Here is a 20,978-nt window from a genome sequence, read left to right as displayed (position 1 = left end):
ATCAGCCCTTCGGGTGGGTGAGGATCGCGAGGATGCCCTCGGTCTCGTCGTGCGGACGCGGGATGACGTGGACGGAGACGACCTCGCCCGCCTTGCCCGCGGCGACCGCACCGGCGTCGGTGGCGGCCTTCACCGCGCCCACGTCACCGCGCACCATGACCGTCACCAGGCCGCCGCCGATCTCGCGGTGCCCCACGATCTGCACGTTGGCCGCCTTCACCATCGCGTCCGCGGCCTCGATCGCCCCGACGAGTCCCTTCGTCTCGATCAGGCCCAGCGCGCCGCGCGGTCCGGTCGGCGCGCCGGCTGCGGCGCCGGTCGGGGTGGTTGCCATCGGGTCCTCCAGTGCTCTCAGGACTTGCGGGCTCTCAGGACTTGCGGTATGTGACGGTGCCGCCCCGGACGACCGAGTCGGCGATCGCGACGACGGCGCGGTCGGTGGGGGCGTCCGCGCCCGCGGCGATCCGGGCCGCGCCACCCGCCGCGACCAGGACGATCTCGCCCACGCCCGCCCCCACGAGATCGACGGCGACGTAGGCGGGACCGGTGGTGCGCTCGGGATCGACCCCGGCGGCGTCCTGGAGCAGCAGCAGGGTGAAGCGACCGAGGCCCGGTTCCTTGACCGTGGCGACCACCTGCCCCAGCACCTTGGCGATCAGCACGTCGTCACCTCCACACCTCGGTCGGGCGGAAGGCGACAGTAGGTCGGGCCGACGCCGCCGGGCGCTATCCGAACCGGACAACGTCCCGGGCCGCCGTTGTCCCGCGACGCTCTTGGCCGGGCCCGCCCGGGCGGAGCAGGCTGGCCCGGTCACAGCCGCGTCAGGAGGTCACCGGTGATCCGTCCCGAGGACGCCCAGTTCCACCCGCCGACGAGCGACGACCCGCTGTGGGCCGAGACGAACTACTTCGGTCTCTACGCCGCACAGGACACCGACAGCCCGGTCAACATCGGCGTGTACGGCCTGTTCCGCGAGCCGCTCGGCGTCGTCGGCTCCACCGTCGCGATCAACCGCAGGCGGGTGACGATGCCGTGGGCCGCCGACTACTGGGACGCCTGGGAGCACCTCGTCGTGCCGCAGCCGTCGAACCTGCTCGACTACGAGCTCGCCAACGGCCTGAAGGTCGTGTGCTCCGAGCCCAACGCGGTCTGGGACGTCTCCTACACCGACGCCGCCGCCGGGCTGGACCTGCGCTTCCGCTACACCGCGCTGATGGAGGCCTACGACATCAACGACCCCGCGCAGGACCCCATGGCCGCCGACCGGGACATGGCCAAGACCTGGGGTCACGCCTACGCCGGCCACTTCGACCAGACCGGACACTTCTCCGGCGAGCTGACGCTGCGCGGGGAGACCTTCCCGATCGACTGCGTGTCCACCATGGACCACAGCTGGGGCGTGCGCGCCGAGCGCCAGACCTCGCGGCTGTCGTGGCTGCACGCCCACGTCGACCGCGACCTCGCGATCCACGTGATCTCCGACTTCTCCACCGACGCCGGCCCCGACGCGCCCTCGCCGCTGACGATGACCCACGGCTACGTCCTGGACGGGGGCAAGGTCTACGGCCTCAAGGCCGGGGGCGGCACGTCGTGGCGCACCGGCTTCTACGGAGAGCGCGTGCAGCTGTCGGTCACCGACTCGGCCGACCGCACGTGGGAGCTCGACGGCAGCGGGCTCACGACGTTCCCGTGGCAGGCCTGGCCGGGCACGGTCGGGCACAACGTGCTGCACCGCTGGACGGTCACACCGCCGTCCGGGGCCGAGCGCACCGGGTACGGGGAGTGCATGGACTTCATCGGTCTCGGCGAGCTCGGCGCCGTGTACAACCGGACCTGAGATGGGCCCGGCGCCGGTCCGGGCCGTCGTCTTCGACCTCGACGGCACGCTGGTGCAGACGCGCGTCGCGTCGTGGGAGGTGTTCTCCCGGATCAACGACCGGTTCTCCCTCGGCGTCGACAGCCCGGAACGCTACTTCGACCTGTTCCGCACCAACGTGTTCGCCTCGATCCGCTCGCTGTGCCGCGACGACGCCCACGCCGACGAGGTGAAGGCCGCGTTCCTGGACCTGCTGCGCACCGACTACACCCCCCCGATGATCCCCGGGATGACCGACGTCGTCCGCCGGCTGGCAGGCGACTGCACGCTCGCCGTCATGTCGTCCAACGCCATGCAGGTGCTGCGCCGCGTGCTCGTGCGCAACGACCTGGCGTTCTGCTTCGCCCACGTGTTCGGCGGCGACGTCGCCCCGGACAAGCGGGCCGCGATCCGGGCCTTCCTCGCCGACTCCGGCAGCGGGTTCGGGCGGCGCTGCGCCGCGGACTACGACGAGGCCGGGCAGCACACGGCACCCGACCCGGCCGGCACGGTGCTGGTCACCGACACCGCGGGGGACGTGCGCGACGCCCGCGAGACCGGCATCCGCGTCGTCGGCGTGGCATGGGGGATGCACACGGTGGAGGAGCTCACCGAGGCCGGGGCCGAGTTCGTCGCGCTGTGGCCACAGGAGATCACCGCGTACCTGCTGGGCGACGCGGCGGTGGAGCCGCCCGGCGGGGCGTGTGCCGTGCCCATCCGCCCGGCGGAGCGGGACTGCGGCTGCGGCTGCTCGGGGGCCGGCGGGACGGACGACCCGGCGCGCAGGGCCGCAGCGGTCCGGCGGCGGCGCCGCACCGCGGCCAGGGACCACGTCCTGGCCGCCCTGGCCGCGCCCACCGTTCCTGCGCCCACCGTTCCCCCGCCCACCCCGGACTGCAGCGTGCCGGCCGAGCTGCTCGCCGCCGTCCGCGCGGTGTGCCGCGGTGACTGACCCGGCACGGCACGTCTCACCGCTGGCGGGGGCGTTCAACTTCCGCGACCTCGGCGGGCTCCGCGCCGGTCCGCTGCGGCGCGTGCGCGAGGGGGCGCTGTTCCGCAGCGACACGCTGCAGGCGCTCACCGCCGACGACGTCGCCCGGCTCGTCGACCGGGTGGGCGTGGAGCTGCTGGTGGACCTGCGGCTCGGACCGGAGACGGTGGCCCAGGGGCGCGGGCCGCTCGCCGCGGAGGGCATCTGCTACCTCAACGCGCCGCTGCCCACGGTGCCGGTGACCGACCTGCCGCCCGCCGAGCAGACCCTGCACTTCTCCCGCGCGGCCCTGGCCTCGCCCAGCCCGGTGCTGCCGACCGTGGTGCGGCTGATCGCGGCCGCCGCGGGACGCCCCACGGTGCTGCACTGCGCCGCGGGCAAGGACCGCACCGGGCTGGTGACCGCGTTGACGTTGCGCCTGGCCGGCGTGGACGAGGCCGACGTCGTCGCGGACTACCTGGCCAGCGCACACAACATGCCGCGCATCGTGGAGCGGTTCCGCGACTGGCCGTTCTACCGCGACCACATGGCCACGGTGCCGCCCGAGGTCTACCAGGCGCAGGAGCGCACGATCCGCGGCCTGCTCGACGTGCTCGACCGGGACTGGGGCGGGGCGGCGGGGTGGGCCGCCGCCCGCGGGATCCCGGCCTCGGTGGTGGCCGAGCTGACCGACGGGCTGCTGGAGCCGGTCGATCCCTGATCTCTGGTGCCACTTGCTCGACGCCTTCCCGGCCGATGAGCGGCGGCGCCACCGCGGCGATGTCGGCCGAGGTGCGCAACGACCGGCCCAGCGCCGGCCCGGCGGGCCGATCGGCGAGGACGAAGGCTGCGACGACCCGCGCCGCCTTCGCCGGGCCGACCCCACGGCGGCGGCCGAGTTCGTCCACCGCGGCCCTGGCGAGACCCGCGACCCACCCCACTCGACCAGGAGCGCCTGGGCCGGTGCGGTCGACCGGACCGACGGACGTCCCGGCATGCGGGTCGGAGCCCGTGATCGCGCCGGTGCACGAGCTGATTCCGGGAGATCGGACGGCGACTCGGTGGCCGTGTCGCGGATGCGACCCGGAACTGTCAGGGGTCGACAGTATGTTCGAACCATGACAGCAGCGGTGGCTTCGGAGGTCGGCGACACGAGCTCGCCCGCCGACGCCATGGTGGACGAGCTGTCGGCGATGCTGGCGCGGTTGGGAACCCTCGCCGCGTGCGACGCCCACACCGACGATGCAGCCCGGATCGACCGGATCGCACTGCTGGAGCGGGTCAAGGCCGCCGCAGCCGCGGCACAGCACGAGCAGATGGTCGCGTTCGCGCGGTCCCAGGTCGAGCTGCAGCAGGAGCAGGTGCTGCGGGATCCGCGGGCGGTCGGGCGTGGGATCGCCGACCAGATCGCGCTGGCGTGTCACGTCTCACCCGGCGAGGGATCGCGGCGGCTCGGGATCGCCCGTGCCCTGCATGGCGATCTACCGGCCACCGCGGCGCTGCTGCGCGAGGGGGCGATCAGCGAGTACGTGGCCGGGCTGGTCGTCACCGAGATCCGCCACCTGCCCGCGGATCTGCGCCGCGAGGTGGACGCCCGGATCGTCGCGGGCGGCATCGCCGGGCTGTCCTCACGCCGGGCGGCGGCCATCGCGCGGAGATTCGCCTACGAGGCCGACCCGCACGGTTACGTCGAGCGCGGCCGCACCCAGCGCACGCACCGTCGGGTCGGCCTGCGCCCGGCCCCGGACACGATGTCCCTGCTCACCGGATACCTCCCCGCCGACCAGGGGGTGGCGTGCTGGGCGGCGCTGCGCGGCCACGCCGACACCCTGATCTCCGGCGGCGACGGGCGGACCCGGGATCAGATCATGGCCGACACCCTCGTCGAACGCGTCACCGGGCAGGTCCGGGCGTGCGACGTGCACGCCGAGGTCGGGATCGTCATGCCGATCGACTCCGTCCTCGACCCCGACACCCACCGCACCGCCGAGCTGACCGGCTACGGCCCGGTCCCGGCCGGGATCGCACGCGACATCCTGGCCGGTAGCGGCGGGCGGCTGTGGTGGCGACGGCTGTTCACCATGCCCGCGGGCGGCCCGCTCGTGGGTGGGGATCCACGGCGACGCCGGTTCGACGGGTGGCTCGCCCGGCTGATCGGCACCCGGGACGGTGGTTCCTGCCGCGACCCCTTCTGCGACGCCCCGATCCGCCATCTCGACCACGTCGACCGGCACCGGGCGGGCGGTCCGACCTCGTTCACCAACGGTCGTGGGGTCTGCGCGCGCGGGAACCTGGTCCGTGAGATGCCGGGCTGGACCGTCGAGACCGTCCACGACGGGCTCGGCCCGGAGCCGCACACGGTACGCACCACCACCCCGACCGGGCACATCTACACGAGCCGGGCAGGACCGGCGCCCTGACGAGGCCGGGCTCACCCGGCGAGGGCCGCCTTGCCCAGCGCGAGCACCAACGGGCGGGCCTGCGCGGCGTCCACGGCGAAGCGCCGGAACCCCAGCCCGTGCAGCTGCGCGGCCACCGACTCCGAGACCTCCCCGGACAGCCGCATGCCCACCCGGCGGCCCGAGCGATCGGTCGCCCGGGCGACCCCGGCCAGCAGGTCCTGCACGGCGGGGTCCAGCCTGGTGCGCGGGTCGCAGCCGAGCATCCCGCGACGCAGGTAGCCGTCCAGCGGCTCCGCGGTGAGCAGCTGGCGGGCGGGGATGCCGAACACCGCTGCCTGCAGTGTGCGCACCTCGAGCCAGACGACGTCGCTGTTCGCCGCGATGTCCACCGCTGCGTGGGCGGCGCGTGGGCTGGTCAGGTAGGTGCCGACGGCCACGTCCGGGCCGAGCTCGGCGGCCAGCCCGGTCAGCGCGCGGGCCTCGGCCGGATCGCTGACGTGCCGGACCGCGAGGTGTACCCGGGCCCGCGACCCGGACGCCCGCAGCGCGCCCTGCAGGCCCTCCAACTGCGCCCGGACCAGCTCCGGACGCCCCAGCGGCACCGACAGCTCCGGGTGCCGCGTCGTCACGGCCGTCTGCTGGAGCAGCTCGCGGGCCTCGTCCGCGACCAGGTCGATGGCGCGCACACCGACCTCCACCGCACCGGCCGCCGCGAGCAGCGGGGTGAACTCGGCCGTCACCAGGTCGGCGATGGCGTCGAAGCCGGGACCGTGCCCGAGCAGACCCGCCACCAGCCCGTCGAGGTGCCCGGTGGCGGCCAGGACGTCGTCGACCGCCGTCACCAGACCGGTCGCGCCCGCGGCCAGTGCGCGGCCGACGTCGGAGGGCAGGGTGACCCGGCCGAGGACCTCGCAGCCCGCGGCTCGCGCGGCGACGTCGAGCAGCGCCGACAGCGCCCCGGTCGCCGCGGCCGGGGTGGCGGTGGCGAAGGTCCCGGCGAACAGCTCGCCGGTGGCGCCGTCGAGGGAGACCGGCTCGCCCTCGGCGAGGGTCCGGCCGTTCACGGCCAGCGTCCGCGCGCCCGGGTCGACCACCAGCTCCGAGGCCCCGACCACGCATGCCGTGCCGAGCGCACGCGCCACGACGGCCGCGTGGCTGGTGGACCCGCCGGTGGCCGTGACGATACCCCGCGCCGCGATCATGCCGTGCAGGTCGGCCGGGCTGGTGACGGGCCGGGCGAGCACCACCGCCGCGCCGCCGTCGGCCGCGGCCCTGGCGCGGTCGGGATCGAGCACGAGCGCGCCGCTGACCTGACCGGGACACGCGCCGATCCCGGTCGTGAGCAACCGCCCTCCGGCTCGGGCGGCGTCGACGTCGCCCGCGGCGAAGCCCGGCCGCTGCACCTGCCGGACCTGCTCGGCGGTGACGGCCCGCAGCGCGGCGGCGGGCCGCACGGCGCCCTCGGCGAGCAGGTCCGCGGCGATCCGCACCGCGGCCTCGGGCGTGCGCTTGGCGCTGCGCACCTGCAGCAGCCACAGGGTGGAGCGCTCCACGGTGAACTCGATGTCCAGCACGTCGGCGTGGCTGCGCTCCAGTTCCGCGCACGTGGTGCGCAGTTCCGCGAGGAGGTCCGGGGCGAGCGCGGTGCCGACCGGGTCCGGGGTGCGGGTGCCGGCCACGACGTCCTCGCCCTGGCTGTGCGCCAGGTACTCGCCGAACAGCCCCGGCTCGCCCGTGACGGGGTTGCGGGTGAACACCACGCCCGAACCCGAGTCGGCCGAGAGGTTGCCGAACACCATCGCCTGCACCACGACGGCGGTGCCGAGGTCGTGCGGGATGCCGTGGTGGTCGCGGTAGGTGCGCGCCCGGCGGGTGTTCCAGGACCGGAACACGGCCTCGACGGCCCCGATGAGCTGCGCGCGCGGGTCGTCGGGCACGCTCTCGCCGCAGTCGTCGTCCAGCGCCCGCTCGCACGCGGTCCACACGCGGTCGTAGACCTCCCCCGGGTCCTCGCCCGGCTCGACCGCGGCGACGACGTCGGCGATCCCGGCGCCCGGGTCCAGTGCCCCCAGCACGGTGTCGGCGTACATGGCGTGGAACCGGGCGACGAGGTCGGCGGTGAAGCGCACGTCCCCGGTCGCCGTCGCCATCGCGATCGCGGCGCCGCGTCCGAGCCCGAGGTTGAGGACGGTGTCCATCATCCCGGGCATCGACACCGGCGCCCCGGACCGGACGGACAGCAGCAGCGGCAGCGGTCCCGCCCCGAACGTCTTGCCCGACTGCGCCTCCAGTGCCGCCAGCCGGTCGAACACCTCGCCGACCAGCCCGTCGGGCAACGCGCCCGCGGCGAGGTAGCGGCGGCACGCGGCGGTCGAGATGACGTACCCGGGCGGGACCCGCAGCCCGTCCTGCGTCATCCGGGCCAGGCCGGCCCCCTTGCCCCCCAGCCGGTCGAGGTCGGCGGGGTCGGCCTCGGCGAAGGTCAGCGTGAAGGTCATTCGACCCGTTCCCGGCCCAGGGTGCGCAGCAGGTCCTCGTGGAACTCGAACCACACGTTGTGCACCGAGTCGAGGGTGGGCGAGGAGACCAGCTCGTGGCGCCCCGCGTCGATCCCGTCCATCGCCGCGGCGAAGCGGCGCGGGTAGGCGGCGAACCGCGGGTCGTGCGCGGTCAGGGCGTCGAGCAGCGGGCCCAGGCGCGCCACCAGCTTGTCGAGCCGGGCGATCACCTTGCCGTCGTACTCGGCGTCGGAATGGTCGTTGGTGACCTTCCGGCCGCCGACGTCGACCTGCTGCCAGGACGACATCGTGGTCAGGAACTGCGCGTTGACGGTCTCGAAGCGGTCGACGAGCGGGGCGAGCTCCCCGTCCTCGCGCACCCGCGCGTAGTGGTGTGCCGCGGCGGCGGCCAGGGCGGGCTCCGCGTCGTCGGAGGGGAAGGCCGCCCCCGCCGCCACGACGACGAGACCCTGCCCGGCGAGCCGCTCCAGCACCGACTCCACGTCCGGCGCGGCCATCCCCGTGTCACCGGCGACGACGTCGGCGGCGACCATCTTCTTGAGTGCGACGACGTTGAGGACGTCATAGTCGGTCTTGTCCAGCACCGGGCGTCTCCCGTCCTGATTGCAGCAAGGCCACCTTCATGCAGCCTGGTTGCGTGATGGTGGCCTTGCTGCAATGGGCATCCGCCCCTGCTACAGCCAGCGGCCCTTCGAGTTGCGCCGGTCGGCGTCCTCGGAGAAGGGCAGGTAGCCCGCCCCCGAGAAGATCTTGCTCGGCACGGTCTCCTGGGCGAAGCCGCGCTTGGTGATGTCGTAGTAGTAGTTCGCGACCCGCTGGTCGATCTCCCACAGGTCGTAGTCCCGGCAGGCCTTCTCGTAGCTCCCGGCCAGCCGCATGTGCGGGAGGATCATGTCCACGTAGTAGACGTACTGGCCGTTCCAGATCAGGTCGCGCCGGTTCATCCGCGCGGTCTTCGTGTAGAGCTTGAGCGTGGCGTTCTGGACGCGGCCCAGGTGGTCACCCAGGTCGTCGATCTTGATCGGGTACACCTCGCCCATCGGGGTGTTCCACTTCTCGCGGGCGAACACCGCACCGCCGGTGATGGCCTCGATGTAGTTCTTCGGCCGCGTGAACGTGGTGGAGATGTCGGCCCACGCCTTGTCTCGGCCGGACAACGGCGACGGGCGCCGGTCCGGCGGCGGGAGGAGCGCCGCCGGACCGCGACGGGCAGTCAGTCCAGGACCACCTCCCCCATCTCCGACCAGCCCTCGCCCGGCAGCTCCTGGTAGACGATCCTCGGCACCGAGGCCACCACGGACGGCAGCCAGCCGAAGAACCACTGCGCGTGCTCGGAGGCCACGTGCGCCTCACCCGCGGCCTGGTCGGCGTAGTTGGCGATCACCGCGTACTCGTCGGGGCGCTCGACACTGGCGAAGCAGCTGAACACGAGGTTCCCCGGCTCCTCGCGCACCTGCGCCGAGTACCGGGTGATGCCGGCGAGGAAGTCCTCCCGCTTCTCCGGACGGATGTCGATCCTGATGACGACGAAGATCACGACGCCTCCTTGCGTCTGGGGATGTCGTCGTCAGGGATACCGCACGCCGGGACGCCGTGGTGTCTCATCGGGCGATCACCCGCCGGCGCGCTCCGCGATCTCGGCGACGATCCCGCGGGTGACCGGCGCCCCGCCCGGGGCCGCGCGCAGGACCGGGCCGGCGACGGCGTCGAGTTCCAGGGTCGCCCCGGCCACGGCGTCCTTGAGCATCGACGAGCGCATCGTGGCCGGCATGGCGGCCAGCCGGTTGCGGACACCGTCCCGGTCGACGGCCGCCCCGCCCGCGGCCGCCGCGGCCGTCGCCTCCCCCACCAGGGCGTCCAGCAGGTCGGGCCGGGCCTCGCGGGCCGGGCCGATCGGCTCCATCGCGCGGGTCGTGAGCAGCGCGAAGGGGCCGAGGAAGGCGAGCTTTCGCCACAGCAGGGTGGGCTCGTCGGGCGCGGAGTCGTCGACGTCCAGACCCGCGTCGCGCAGCACCGCGCCCGGGTCGACGGCCCGCTGCGGGACCGCCGCCGAGATCGCGTAGTCGGCGAACGGGGAGAGGTGCTCGACCACGCCGGGTGCCACCCGGGTGGCCTCGACGGACACCGTCATGGGCACCACGTCGGCGCCCGGGAACACGGCCCGCAGCGGCGGGACGTGATCCACGCCGTTGAGCAGCGGCACCACAGCGGCCCCGTCGACCAGACCCGCGGGGACCCGCGTGAGCGCGGCGAGCAGGTCCGGCGCCTTGACCGCGACGAACAGCGCGTCGACGGGAGAGCACAGCCACGGCCGGGCCGGTACCCGCGCCCGGACCTCGCCGAAGCGGGCGCTGCGCAGCGTCAGTCCGCCGACGTTGATCGCGGTGCTGGTGCGGTCCGAGGCCAGCATCGTGACGTCGTGGCCCGCCTCGGCCAGCAGCACGCCGAGCATCCCGCCCACGGCGCCGGCTCCGAGCACGGCGATCCTGATCCCCACGACATTCCCTCCCACGGTCGGGCCGCCATCCTCGCAGGCCGCCATCGGGCGCGGATGTCCCGCTCGTTGACAGCACCGAGGCGCCACCCATAATTGCCCCATGCAGCCGCCCCGCGGCCGTGCGCCCGGGAGCAGGTCAACGGCGGTCCACCCGGCCGCCCCGGTGGTGTTCGTCGTCGTCGCCCTCGCCTACGCGGCGGGGTCCCAGGCCGCGTTCAGCTGGTTCGGCGCACTCGGCCTCGGCGGCACCTTCTTCCCGCCCGCCGGGCTCACCCTGGCCGCGTTCGTGGTGCTCGACCGGCGGCTGTGGCCGGTCGTGGCCGCGGCGGTGCTGCTCGCCGAGATGGTGCTCGACACGGTCAACGGGCTGGGCCCGGCGGCCGGCGTCGGCTTCGCGATCGCCAACATCGCCGAGCCGCTCGCCGGCGCACTGCTGCTCGGCGCCCACCGGGGCAGGCGGATCGACCTGGAGCGGCGCGAGGACCTGTTCCGGTTCGTCGCAGGCCCGGTGCTCGTCGCCCCGCTGCTCGGGGCCGTGCTGGTGGCGACGACGGACGCGCTGTTCGTGGCCCCCGACCGGTTCCTCGACGTCGCCGTGCGGATCTGGCTCGGCGACGGCCTGGGCGTGCTGGTCGTCGGCGGGGCGCTGCTGGCCCTGCGCTCACCCGACTCGGTGTGGCGGGTGCCGCGCCGACGTCCCGAGGCCGCCGCCCTGGTCGTGCTGGCCACGCTCGCCGCGGCCGCGGTCGTGTCCCGCCACGCGCTGCCGCTGGCCTACCTCGTCGCCGTCGTGCTGGTGTGGATCGCCTTCCGGCTCGGCGTCGCCGGGGTCACGGCGGCCGGGGTCGGCGTCGCGTTCGCCGCGTCGGCGTCGGTCGCGAGCGAGCAGGGCCTCGCGGCCGACCTCGGTGTGGCCCCGGGGCTGGCGCTGAGCTACGTCCAGGCGTTGATCGCCGTCGTGCTGGTGACCACGGCGGCGCTCGCCGCCGAGATCCGCGAGCGCGAGCGCACCCTGCTGCGCGCGGCCGCCGCCGACTCGCAGCGGCTCGCCGCGGAGACCGCCTACGACGTCGAGCGCCGCGCGCTGCGCCGGGCAGAACTGCTGCACCGGACCGCCGCGGCGCTGGGCTCGGCGGCCACGCTCGACGAGGCGGTGCGGGCGGTGCACGAGGCCGGCCTGGTCCCGCTCGGTGCGGGCGCGACCTCGGTCGGGGTGCTCGGCCCGGACGGCGCGTTGCGCGTCGCCACCCTCGGCTTCCCCGCGGCCACGACCCGGCGGCACGCGGACCTCACCGTCGACGCCGCCCTGCCGGGCCCGGCGACCGTGCGCGACGGAAGGGCCCGCTGGTTGCGCGACCGCGACGGCACCGCGGCGGAGTTCCCGGACGTCACCGCACTGCTGGCGGGGCACACCGTACGGGGCCGCGGCGGTGCTCCCCCTGCACCGCGCCGGCGCGCCGGTCGGGTACGTCGCCGCGCACTTCGCCGAGGAGCGGGAGTTCCCGGTCGACGAGCGCACCCTGCTCGAAGCGGTCGCGCTGCAGGTCGAGAACTCGCTCGAGCGGGTCCGGCTCTACGAGCTGTCGATCAGGCTGCGGGAGGTCGCCGAGCGGCGGGCCGCCCGCCAGCGCGTGCGCAGCGACGTCCTGGAGCGGCTCAACGCCGCCGACGGCCCGGAGCTGCGCGGGCGGCTGCTCGTGGAGGCGGTCGTGCCGGAGATCGCCGACCTCGCCGTGCTGGTGGTGCCGGGGGGCGGGGGACGCCCGCAGCGGGTCGCCGCCGCCCACGCCGACCCGGCTCTGGCACCGATGCTGTCGCGGCTGCCGGGACCGGACGTCCTCGACGTGCTGTCCACCGGGAGCGGCGTCCTCGCCGAGCAGCTGGCGCCCGATCCGGACGTGCCGCCCGCCCTCGCCGCCGTCTCCGCTATCACGGTGCCGCTGCTCGCCGGGGACTCCGTCGTCGGGGCGCTGTGGGTGGGCTTCACCGACTCCGGGCACCGCCACCGGGCCGACGACGTGCCGTTCGTGCAGGACATCGCCACCGGCGCCGCGCTCGCCATCGAGAACGCGCGGCTCTACGAGGCCGAGCACCGCATCGCCGAGGTGCTGCAGACCAACCTGCTCCCCCAGCGCCTGCCGCAGCTCCCGCGTCTCGCGCTGGGCTCGCGCTACCTCGCGGGCGCGGCCGGCACCCAGGCCGGCGGTGACTGGTACGACGTCCTGGCCCTCGACGAGCACCGCGCCGCCGTCGTCGTCGGGGACGTGGTGGGCAACGGGCCGGCCGCCGCCGCCGTGATGGGGCAGCTGCGCAGCGCCCTGACCTGCGCGCTCCTCGACGGGCACGGCCCGGCGCAGGTGCTCGAGCAGCTCGACCGGTTCGCCGCGCGGATCCCCGGCACGCGCGGCAGCACCGCGGCCTGCGTCGTCGTCGACTGGACGCGTGGCGAGCTGTGCTGGGCCCGCGCCGGGCATCCGCCGCCGATGCTGCTCGAGGACGGCCGGGCCCGGCTGCTGGACGGATCGCCCGGCACCGTGCTCGGGGTGTGCGGACGGCCGCCCTACACCGAGAGCCGGCTCGCGGCGGGGCCCGGCGCGACCGTGCTGCTCTACACCGACGGACTCGTCGAGCGCCGCGGTGAGGTGATCGACGACGGGATGCAGCGGCTCGCCGACCACGCCGCCGGGCTCGGCGACCGCGCGCCGGACACCGTGCTCGGCGACCTGCTCGCACACCTCGTACCGGCCGGGCGCCCCTCCGACGACGTGGCCGTCGTGGCGGCGCGGATCCTGCCGCCCCCGCTGCGGCTGCGCGTGCCCGCCCGGCCCCGGCAGCTCCGACCGGTGCGGGCGGCGGTGCGCGCCTGGGCCGGGCAGCACGCGCTGCCCGCCGAGGTCGCCGACGACCTGTTGCTGGCCGTCGGTGAGGCCGTCGCGAACGCCGTCGAACACGCCTACCCGGACGGGGCGCCCGGCGAGGTGGAGTGCACGCTGCACCGCGCGGTGGACGGCCCGGTGCAGGCGGTGGTCCGCGACACCGGCACCTGGCGGCCGGCGCCCACGGACAACGGCCACCGCGGCCACGGCCTGGCGATGATCCGCGCGCTGACCGCGGACAGCGAGCTGGACGGTCTACCCACCGGCACGACCGTCCGCTTCCGCCTCCCGGTCGCCACATCTCCGCCCAGAATGTACGGTCATTCGGACGGCGAGGAGAGGAGTCCGGAGTGAGTCCGCAGGTCGAGGTGATCGAGACAACCGAGCTGGGCGACCGGAGCTACGTGGCCCATGACGGCGAGAGCGCCGTCGTGGTCGATCCGCAGCGCGACCTCGACCGGGTCGACGCGGTGCTCGCCGATCGGGGCCTCACGTGCGTCCTGGTGGCCGAGACCCACATCCACAACGACTACGTGACCGGCGGTCTGGCGCTCGCACGCCGCACCGGGGCCCGCTACGCGGTGGCCGCCGCCGACGACGTCGCGTTCGAGCGGCACGCCGTGCGCGACGGCGACGAGCTCACCGCCGGGCGGCTGCGGGTACGGGTCGTGGCGACACCCGGCCACACCGACGGCCACGTGTCGTACCTGGTCGACGACGGCGACGGGCCGGCCGCGGTGTTCTCCGGCGGATCCCTGCTCTACGGCAGCGTCGGTCGCACCGATCTCGTCGATCCCGACCGCGTCGAGGAGCTCACCCGCGCCCAGTACCGCTCCGCGCGGCTGCTGTCGGCCGTGAGCGGGGCCGACGACGCCGTCTACCCGACCCACGGTTTCGGCAGCTTCTGCTCGTCGGGCCCGGCCACCGGCGGGGACAGCAGCACGATCGGCGTCGAGCGGGAGCGCAACGACGCGCTGGTCGAGGCCGACGAGGACGCGTTCGTCACCCGGCTCGTCGCCGGCCTGACCGCCTACCCCCGCTACTACGCGCACATGGGGGCCCGCAACCTGGAGGGCCCGGCGGCCGCGGACCTGTCCCCGGTCCGGCGGGTGGTCCCCGAGGAGCTGCGGACCCGGATCGAGGCCGGCGAGTGGGTCGTCGACCTGCGCGACCGGACCGCCTACGCCGCCGAGCACATCGGTGGCACCGTCGGCCTGGCGCTGGGTCAGCAGTTCTCCACCTACCTGGGCTGGCTCATCCCGTGGGGCACCCCGCTGACCCTGGTCGGGGACACCGCCGAGCAGGTCGCCGACGCCCAGCGCCAGCTGGTCCGGATCGGGATCGACCGGCCCGACGCCTCCGCCGTGGGGACACCGCGTGACCTGGCCGCGCCCGGCGAGCTGCGCAGCTACCCGCGGGTGGGCTTCGCCGAGGTGGCGGCGGCACGCGACGGCGGCGGGGACGTCGTCCTCGACGTGCGCCGCGACGACGAGCGCGCCGCCGGCGCGATCCCCGGATCGGCCCACATCCCCCTGCACTCGCTGCTCGAACGCCTCGACGAGATCCCCCGGGGGCGGCTGTGGGTGCACTGCGCCTCCGGCTTCCGGGCCGGCATCGCGGCGAGCCTGCTCGACCGCGCAGGCCACGACGTCGTGCACGTCGACGACGACTACGCCGTGGCGGTGGACCGCGGACTCGCCGACGGCTGAGACCGGCCGGCGGGCCCGCCGTGACCGGGCCGTCCCCCGGAGCCCGGCGGATCTATCCTGGTCCACGGGAGGACGGACATGGACTCAGCGCGGCGCGCGCTCCGCGTGGCGGATCACGACCGGCAGGCGGTGCTCCGGCGTCTGCACCGGGCGGTCGGCGAGGGCCGGCTGACGATCGTCGAGTTCGAGGAGCGCAGCGCGGACGCGCTGGCGGCGCGCACGCGCGGCGACCTCGACGACCTCACGGCCGATCTGCCGCCCGATCTGTGGTGACGGGCGGGACGACCGGGTCCTGCGCCGCGGGTGCCGCGGGTGGGAGCTGAGCCGGATCCGCCGCCGGCGGGTCGTCCGGGGCCGTCTCGACGGACTTCTCGGCTCCCGTCGACACGGGCGCCGAGCCGCCGGTCGCGTTCTCGAAGAACCGCAGCAGCTCGATGGGGAACGGCATGACCAGCGTGCTGTTCTTGTCCGACGCGACGTCGGACACCGTCTGGAGCAGGCGCAGCTGCAGTGCACCCGGCGTCTCCCCCATCGCCTGCGCGGCGTCGGCGAGCTTGGCGGAGGCCTGGAACTCGCCGTCCGCGGCGATCACCCGCGCCCGCCGGTCGCGCTCGGCCTCGGCCTGCCGCGACATCGACCGGCGCATGCCCTCGGGCAGCGCGATGTCCTTGATCTCGACGCGGTCCACGCTGACCCCCCACTCCTCGGTGGGGGTGTCGATGACCGCGCGCAGCTCGGCGTTGACCTGCTCCCGGTCGGACAGCATCGTGTCCAGGTCGGCGCGGCCGATGACCGAACGCAGCGACGTCTGCGCCACCTGCGACACCGCACCCAGGTAGTTCTCGACGTTGACGACCGCCTTCGCGGGGTCGGTGACCCGGAAGTAGACGACGGCGTCGACCGAGAGGGTCACGTTGTCCTTGGTGATCGCTCCCTGGGCCGGGATGTCCATGACGACGGTCTGCACCGGCACCTTCGTCATCTGGTCGACGAACGGGATGATCACCCGCAGGCCGGGTTCGCGGATCTCCGGCAGCAGCCGGCCGAACCGGAGCACGACTCCGCGCTGGTACTGCTGCACCAGCCGCACCCCGGCGCCCACGACGGCGAGCAGCAGTGCGGCGATCAGGGCGACGACGACGAGGGCAGGGGTCACGGGTACCTCCGGGATCGGATCGGTCCACCGCACCGCCGGCGGCGGCGGGCGGACGGCGGTCATCGACTGCCGACCAGCCTTCCCGGCGCACCTTCGGCCGATGCTAGTCCGGTGTGTCCGATTCCGCAGTCCGGAGCTGCGGTTCCGGGTCAGCGGATCCCGGGTCACCTCGCGAGGCGTGCCACCGGTCCATCAGCGCCGGGAGCTCGACCTGCAGGTAGCGGTAGAAGGCGGCCATCTCGGTCAGCCGACCATGTGCCGGGCTACCCGGATCGATGTGGGCCAAACCCTCCTCCGCGATCTGCTGCATGAGTTCGAGCGTGGCGTTCTTGCCGGTCATGAGCGTGGACCAGGCGTCGTCGCGCATCCGGAAGTGGGCGCGTCTGCTGCCCGGGACGGCGGCGGGCTCGACCAGCGCCACCGTGCGGAGCATGCCGATCGCCGCGGAGATCGACCCCGCGCTCGCGTCGAGCCGTTCCTGGAGGTCGCCCGCGGTGAGGGAGTCGGCGTCGGAGAACAGGAACGCCGCCATGACCCGGGCGACCATCCGCTGCATCCCGGCCTCGTTCAGGGCGAGCGCGAGCTTCTCGGCCACCGCGTCGACGTCCCCCACCACCATCCTCCTCAGAAGCTTCAGCAATTACTGAAATCATGCTAGCGTTCCTCGCGTCGGTCCGCAGTGCGGGCCGTGGAGAGCCGGGAAGCCTGGTCGGCACGCCCTTCGCCACGTGCCCACCGGAGGCTGTCATGTCCCCCGTCATCGAGGTCGACGACCTCGTCTTCCGCTACCCGAGGTCGGTCGAGCCCGCCGTACGGGGCATCGGTTTCACCGTCGACACGGGCGAGGTCTTCGGCTTCCTCGGCCCCAGCGGCGCCGGGAAGTCCACCACCCAGAAGATCCTCACCGGCCTGCTCACCGGCCACGACGGCCGGGTCGCGGTGTGGGGCCGGGACCCCGCCGAGTGGGGCTCGCCGTACTACGAGCGCGTCGGCGTCTCCTTCGAGCTGCCGAACCTCTACCACAAGCTCACCGCACTGGAGAACCTCCGCTTCTTCGCCTCCCTCTACGCCGGGCCCACGCAGGACCCGATGGCACTGCTGGAGTCCGTCGACCTGGCCGGCGACGCCGACACCCGCGTCGGCCGGTTCTCCAAGGGCATGCAGATGCGCCTGGTCTTCGCCCGAGCGCTGCTGCACGATCCCGAACTGCTGTTCCTCGACGAGCCCACGTCCGGGATGGACCCGGTCAACGCGCGGCGGGTCAAGGACATCGTCCGGGCGGCGCGGGCGCAGGGCCGCACCGTCTTCCTGACCACCCACGACATGGCCACCGCCGAGGAGCTCTGCGACCGCGTCGCGTTCGTCGTCGACGGCCGCATCGCCGCCCTCGACACCCCGGCCGAGCACAAGATCAGCCGCAGCAGCCGTACCGTGCGGGTCACCTACCGCGACCCGCACGACCCCCACGCCGAGCTGCGGTACGAGGACTTCCCCCTCGACGGCCTCGCCGACGACGCCGCGTTCCGCGAGCTGGCCCGTCGGCAGCACGTCGAGGCGCTGCACAGCCAGGAGGCCAGCCTCGAGGACGTGTTCGTCGAGGTCACCGGCCGGAGCATCGCATGAACCGCGTGCTCGCGGCCGCGGTGCGGATGGACTTCCGGCTGCAGCGCCGCTACGGGATCTGGTGGGCCACCGGGTTCGTCGTGGCGCTGTGGGTCGGGGTGCTGCAGCTCGTGCCCGACACCCTGCTGCCCGCCGCCATGCCCTACCTGCTCATGTCCGACATCGAGTTCCTGCTGTTCTTCATCGCCGGGGCGCTGTTCTTCGAGAAGGGCGAGGGCACGCTTCACGCGCTGGTCGTCACGCCGCTGCGGTTCGGGCGCTACCTGGCATCGAAGCTGCTGACGATGTCCACGCTCGGGCTGCTCACCTGCGTGGTCGTGGTGCTCGCCGATCACGGACCGGACCTCGGCTGGCCCGCGTTCCTGGCCGGCGTGCTGCTGATGACGGCGCTGATGGTGCTCGCGGGCTTCTGCACCGCCCCGCTGTTCCCCTCGATCAGCGAGTGGCTCCTCCCGGCCACGCTGCTGCTGGCCGTGGCGAGCGTGCCGATCATCGACTACGCCGGGCTGTACCCGCACCCGCTGTTCGCGCTCGTCCCCACCCACGGCCCGCTGCTGCTGCTCGGCACCGCGTTCGGGCAGGTCACGCCGACCGCGGGCGAGCTGGCGTTCGCCGTGGCGTATCCGACCGTCTGGATCGTGGCGCTGTGCCTGCTCGCCCGGCGGGTGTTCCATCGCTACGTCGTCACGTCCGAGGGAGGTCGATGATGGGCGCGATCGCCGCGTTCGCCCGCAACGACCTGCGGACCGTGCGCCGGGACACCCTCCTCGGGGTCGTCCTGGTCGGCCCGTTCCTCTACGCCGCCACCATGTGGTTCCTCCCGGCCGTCACCGACCACGCCCGGACGCAGTGGGCGTTCGACCTCGCGCCGTACCACTCGGTGATCCTCAGCGCGTTCTGCGTGCTCGGCCCGCCCCTGCTGATGGGTGCGGTGCTGGCGCTGCAGCTGCTCGACGACTCCGACCAGCACACCCTCACGGCGCTGCGGGTGACCCCGCTCCCGCCCGGCGCCTATCCGACCTACCGCGCCACGGTGACTGCCGTGCTGACGGCGGTCTCCGTCGTGGCGTCGCTCGCCCTCACCGGGCAGGTCGACGCGCCGACCGTGGCCCTGAGCGTCCCCGTCGCGCTCGTCGCCGGCCTGCTCGCGCCCGTACTCGGGTTCGTCATGGCCTCGCTCGGCCGGACCAAGATCGAGGGACTGGCGGTGATGCGGGTCGTCGGGCTCGCGGTGTTCACGCTGCCGCTGATCCCGTTCTTCGTCCTCGAGCAGCCGTGGCAGCTCGCGTTCGGCGTGCTGCCGCCGTACTGGCCGGCGCGGGCGTTCTGGTCGGCCCACGACGGCGGCACCTACTGGCCCTACGTCGCGGGCGGGCTGCTCTACAACGGAGCGCTGGCCCTCGTGCTGCTGAGGGTGGTGACGCGCCGGCTGCGCTGACCGGGTCCCCGAGGACCTGGCGCCGGGCGGTCGACGGTCGACGGGCTCCGCGCGGAGCGCGGGATCGTGATCGACTCGGGTCTCCGGGCGGTCGTCGGGATCGGTCGCTCAGGCGCGCGCGGCCCACACGGTGCGGGTCGTGCGCAGCGCGAGGTCGTCGCGACGCAGCAGGCCGTGCGGGCCGTCGGGGTCGAGGAGCCGGTCGAGCGCGGCCAGGTCCTCGGCCGCGAGCGTGTCGGCCACGGCGTCGCGGATCCGCCCCAGGCCGGTGAGCGCGTAGCGGCCGACGGACCGCGAGCGGGTGTGCTCGACGGTGGCGGTCACGATGCGCTCCCCCGCGATCTCGAACCCGGCGGCGACGAGCATCGGGCCGAAGTCGGCCCCGCGGTGGGGCAGCCGCTCCGCGGCCCCGCGGTCGGCCACGTCGTGGCAGCGTCCCTCGAGTCCGGGGCGCTCCTCGGGAGCGTGGTCGGGCAGGAACCGCGGGAAGCCGTCGGGCTCGACGACGACGAGCAGACCGCCGGGGGTGAGCGTGTCGCGGACCCGGCGCAGCAGGCGATCCGGATCTGCCATGTGGTGCAGCGAGGCCGACGCCCACACCAGGTCGAGCCGGCCCAGGTCGGGCCACGCCGCGTCGAGGTCGGCGCGGACGGTGTCCACCCGCCCCGCCACCCCGGCCTCGCGGGCCTTGTCCTGCACCCGGCGCAGGTGCTCGTCGGAGGAGTCGACGGCGGTCACGTGCGCCTCGGGGAACCGGGCCAGCAGGGCGAAGGTGCCGACGCCGGTCCCGCAGCCCAGATCCACGATCCGGCGAGGGCCGTCGCCGACCGGGAGCCACGACACGATCGACGCGGTGTGCTCGGCGAGCACCTCGGCGTCCAGGTCCAGGATGTCCGCCATCGCCACCCGACCGTCCTGTCCGTACTCGTGGCCGTGGCCGTGGCCGTGTGTGGGCGTCGTCTGCGTCATGTCCTCACCGTAGGCGCCTCATGCGTCAGACGCCAAGAACGTTGCCAATATGGCAAGAAGTCGGCCACATGCGGTGCCGCGCGGGCAGCAGGCGTCGCCGGCCGGGGTCACCGCGGAGCCAGCTCGGGTGCCCCCGGGTCGTCCCGGTGCCCGCGGCGGGCCTCGCGGTCGAAGATGCCCAGGATCTCGCACGGACCGCCCTCGGCGCCGACGGCGTGCGGCAGCATGGTGGGGAACTCGGCGGCCTGGTCGGTCTCCACGCGGATGCGTCCGGTGCCCAGCAGCAGGACCGCGGTGCCGGAGAGGACGACGAACCACTCCCGACCGGGGTGGGCGCGCAGCCGGGCGGGACTCTCCGGCGGTGGATCCGTCAGGCGCCGGCGGACCACGGTCATGCCGGGCTCGGCCCTGATCGCCCAGCGCCGCACGCCGTGCGCCCCGTCGACCACGGGGTCGGACACGACGTCGTCGGTGGCCGTCTCCACCAGCTGGTCCAGGGAGGTGTCCAGGACCCGGGCCAGGGTGACGAGCTGGTCCAGCGCGAGCCGGCGCCGCCCGTTCTCGATCCGGCTCAGGGAGGACTGGCTCAGGTCCGCCCGGGTCGCCAGGTCCTGCAGGGACCAGCCGTGGGCGACCCGCAGGGCCCGGATGCGCTGGCGCACCAGGCCGTCCAGATCACCCTCGGATTGCGTCATGAGCACGATCCTATGCGCAGCGAGCACGATCCGGCGGGCGGCGCCGCGCGGCCCTGATCCTCGATCGCCGGTTCGCGTTTGCGAGGCCGTGTCGCGGGCACCTGGCAGGTACGGGTCGGGAAGCGACGTGAGACACCGTTTGTCAACCCCTCCTCCGCCGGAGATCATGCGGCACCGCTTGTCGGTGTCCACGTCGTTCGTCCTCGCTGCGCTGCGGGCGCTCCATGTGGACACCGCCGGCGCGCCACCGCGGGTGGCTGGGACGGAG

21 protein-coding genes and 1 pseudogene are annotated in these 20,978 nt (G+C 74.3%); 11 read left to right on the top strand and 11 right to left on the bottom strand.

The genetic code is table 11. The annotated features are described in order from the left end of the window. Position 1 precedes the first annotated feature (1 nt). Positions 2 to 334: a BMC domain-containing protein gene (locus Q1K26_RS07225; RefSeq protein WP_300008720.1), complete on the bottom strand. Its 333-nt coding sequence runs from the start codon at positions 332 to 334 to the stop codon at positions 2 to 4. Between the two features lie 34 nt (positions 335 to 368). Then, on the bottom strand, positions 369 to 662 hold the full coding sequence (locus tag Q1K26_RS07220) for a EutN/CcmL family microcompartment protein (RefSeq protein WP_300008718.1): 294 nt from the start codon (positions 660 to 662) through the stop codon (positions 369 to 371). A gap of 174 nt (positions 663 to 836) precedes the next feature. Here Q1K26_RS07220 and Q1K26_RS07215 point away from each other — a divergent pair, with 174 nt between their 5' ends. The 4 genes from Q1K26_RS07215 to Q1K26_RS07200 all read left to right on the top strand — a co-directional run bounded on the left by Q1K26_RS07215 (position 837) and on the right by Q1K26_RS07200 (position 5,246). Beyond that, entirely contained in the window at positions 837 to 1,838 is a 1,002-nt protein-coding gene (locus Q1K26_RS07215) for a hypothetical protein (protein ID WP_300008716.1), read from the top strand. Between the two features lies 1 nt (position 1,839). Continuing rightward, positions 1,840 to 2,808 (top strand): HAD hydrolase-like protein, encoded by a 969-nt coding sequence (locus Q1K26_RS07210; RefSeq protein ID WP_300008714.1) that lies wholly within the window; start codon positions 1,840 to 1,842, stop codon positions 2,806 to 2,808. Next, positions 2,801 to 3,547, top strand: a complete 747-nt coding sequence (locus tag Q1K26_RS07205; RefSeq protein ID WP_300008712.1) for a tyrosine-protein phosphatase — start codon at positions 2,801 to 2,803, stop codon at positions 3,545 to 3,547. The genes Q1K26_RS07210 and Q1K26_RS07205 overlap by 8 nt, the downstream gene beginning before the upstream one ends. A gap of 397 nt (positions 3,548 to 3,944) precedes the next feature. Then, positions 3,945 to 5,246, top strand: a complete 1,302-nt coding sequence (locus Q1K26_RS07200) for a DUF222 domain-containing protein (protein WP_300008710.1) — start codon at positions 3,945 to 3,947, stop codon at positions 5,244 to 5,246. Positions 5,247 to 5,257: 11 nt separating this feature from the next. Here Q1K26_RS07200 and Q1K26_RS07195 read toward each other — a convergent pair whose 3' ends face one another. From Q1K26_RS07195 to Q1K26_RS07175, 5 genes are all read right to left on the bottom strand, one after another. Further along, complete coding sequence (locus tag Q1K26_RS07195) at positions 5,258 to 7,726, bottom strand: pyruvate, phosphate dikinase (protein WP_300008708.1); 2,469 nt, start codon at positions 7,724 to 7,726, stop codon at positions 5,258 to 5,260. Continuing rightward, entirely contained in the window at positions 7,723 to 8,331 is a 609-nt protein-coding gene (locus Q1K26_RS07190) for a hypothetical protein (RefSeq protein ID WP_300008706.1), read from the bottom strand. The genes Q1K26_RS07195 and Q1K26_RS07190 overlap by 4 nt, the downstream gene beginning before the upstream one ends. Before the next feature lie 90 nt (positions 8,332 to 8,421). Continuing rightward, positions 8,422 to 8,904: a hypothetical protein gene (locus Q1K26_RS07185; protein WP_300008705.1), complete on the bottom strand. Its 483-nt coding sequence runs from the start codon at positions 8,902 to 8,904 to the stop codon at positions 8,422 to 8,424. Positions 8,905 to 8,960: 56 nt separating this feature from the next. Beyond that, on the bottom strand, positions 8,961 to 9,284 hold the full coding sequence (locus Q1K26_RS07180) for a putative quinol monooxygenase (protein WP_300008703.1): 324 nt from the start codon (positions 9,282 to 9,284) through the stop codon (positions 8,961 to 8,963). A 75-nt stretch (positions 9,285 to 9,359) separates the two neighbouring features. Beyond that, positions 9,360 to 10,244, bottom strand: coding sequence for a 2-dehydropantoate 2-reductase N-terminal domain-containing protein (locus Q1K26_RS07175; RefSeq protein ID WP_300008701.1), 885 nt, complete (start codon positions 10,242 to 10,244; stop codon positions 9,360 to 9,362). A 100-nt stretch (positions 10,245 to 10,344) separates the two neighbouring features. Here Q1K26_RS07175 and Q1K26_RS28690 point away from each other — a divergent pair. The 4 genes and pseudogenes from Q1K26_RS28690 to Q1K26_RS07150 form a co-directional block, all read left to right on the top strand. Beyond that, positions 10,345 to 11,190, top strand: a pseudogene (locus Q1K26_RS28690) (MASE1 domain-containing protein); the annotation flags it as partial. Between the two features lie 484 nt (positions 11,191 to 11,674). Further along, positions 11,675 to 13,474 (top strand): SpoIIE family protein phosphatase, encoded by a 1,800-nt coding sequence (locus tag Q1K26_RS07160; protein ID WP_300008696.1) that lies wholly within the window; start codon positions 11,675 to 11,677, stop codon positions 13,472 to 13,474. Further along, positions 13,471 to 14,829, top strand: coding sequence for an MBL fold metallo-hydrolase (locus Q1K26_RS07155; protein ID WP_300008694.1), 1,359 nt, complete (start codon positions 13,471 to 13,473; stop codon positions 14,827 to 14,829). The genes Q1K26_RS07160 and Q1K26_RS07155 overlap by 4 nt, the downstream gene beginning before the upstream one ends. A 78-nt stretch (positions 14,830 to 14,907) precedes the next feature. Further along, complete coding sequence (locus Q1K26_RS07150) at positions 14,908 to 15,102, top strand: DUF1707 domain-containing protein (RefSeq protein WP_300008692.1); 195 nt, start codon at positions 14,908 to 14,910, stop codon at positions 15,100 to 15,102. Here the strand turns inward: Q1K26_RS07150 and Q1K26_RS07145 are convergent. Both Q1K26_RS07145 and Q1K26_RS07140 read right to left on the bottom strand, forming a co-directional pair. Continuing rightward, the gene (locus Q1K26_RS07145) at positions 15,071 to 15,985 is read right to left on the bottom strand and encodes a slipin family protein (protein WP_300008691.1); all 915 of its coding nucleotides are present in this window, start codon (positions 15,983 to 15,985) and stop codon (positions 15,071 to 15,073) included. The genes Q1K26_RS07150 and Q1K26_RS07145 overlap by 32 nt on opposite strands. Before the next feature lie 103 nt (positions 15,986 to 16,088). Continuing rightward, positions 16,089 to 16,625, bottom strand: a complete 537-nt coding sequence (locus Q1K26_RS07140) for a MarR family transcriptional regulator (RefSeq protein ID WP_300008689.1) — start codon at positions 16,623 to 16,625, stop codon at positions 16,089 to 16,091. A 107-nt stretch (positions 16,626 to 16,732) separates the two neighbouring features. On the opposite strand from Q1K26_RS07140, the gene Q1K26_RS07135 reads away from it, so the two are divergent. The 3 genes from Q1K26_RS07135 to Q1K26_RS07125 are packed head-to-tail and all read left to right on the top strand — an operon-like array spanning position 16,733 to position 19,046. Beyond that, positions 16,733 to 17,608 carry an ABC transporter ATP-binding protein gene (locus Q1K26_RS07135; RefSeq protein ID WP_300008687.1) on the top strand — a complete coding sequence of 292 codons (876 nt, stop codon included), beginning with the start codon at positions 16,733 to 16,735 and terminating at the stop codon, positions 17,606 to 17,608. Next, positions 17,605 to 18,315 (top strand): fluoroquinolone transporter permease, encoded by a 711-nt coding sequence (locus Q1K26_RS07130; protein ID WP_300008685.1) that lies wholly within the window; start codon positions 17,605 to 17,607, stop codon positions 18,313 to 18,315. Before Q1K26_RS07135 ends, Q1K26_RS07130 begins: the two co-directional genes overlap by 4 nt. Continuing rightward, positions 18,312 to 19,046, top strand: a complete 735-nt coding sequence (locus Q1K26_RS07125; RefSeq protein ID WP_300008684.1) for an ABC transporter permease — start codon at positions 18,312 to 18,314, stop codon at positions 19,044 to 19,046. Before Q1K26_RS07130 ends, Q1K26_RS07125 begins: the two co-directional genes overlap by 4 nt. A gap of 108 nt (positions 19,047 to 19,154) precedes the next feature. Here the strand turns inward: Q1K26_RS07125 and Q1K26_RS07120 are convergent, their stop codons facing one another. Next, positions 19,155 to 20,015: a class I SAM-dependent methyltransferase gene (locus Q1K26_RS07120; RefSeq protein ID WP_300008682.1), complete on the bottom strand. Its 861-nt coding sequence runs from the start codon at positions 20,013 to 20,015 to the stop codon at positions 19,155 to 19,157. A 107-nt stretch (positions 20,016 to 20,122) separates the two neighbouring features. Further along, on the bottom strand, positions 20,123 to 20,710 hold the full coding sequence (locus Q1K26_RS07115; protein WP_300008680.1) for a helix-turn-helix transcriptional regulator: 588 nt from the start codon (positions 20,708 to 20,710) through the stop codon (positions 20,123 to 20,125). Positions 20,711 to 20,978: the final 268 nt, after the last annotated feature.

It is taken from the genome of Pseudonocardia sp. (genome assembly GCF_029263155.1).
Classification (GTDB): Bacteria; Actinomycetota; Actinomycetes; order Mycobacteriales; family Pseudonocardiaceae; genus Pseudonocardia.
Note: the sequence above shows the minus strand (reverse complement) of the source record. Positions and strands in the feature narration are given on the sequence as shown.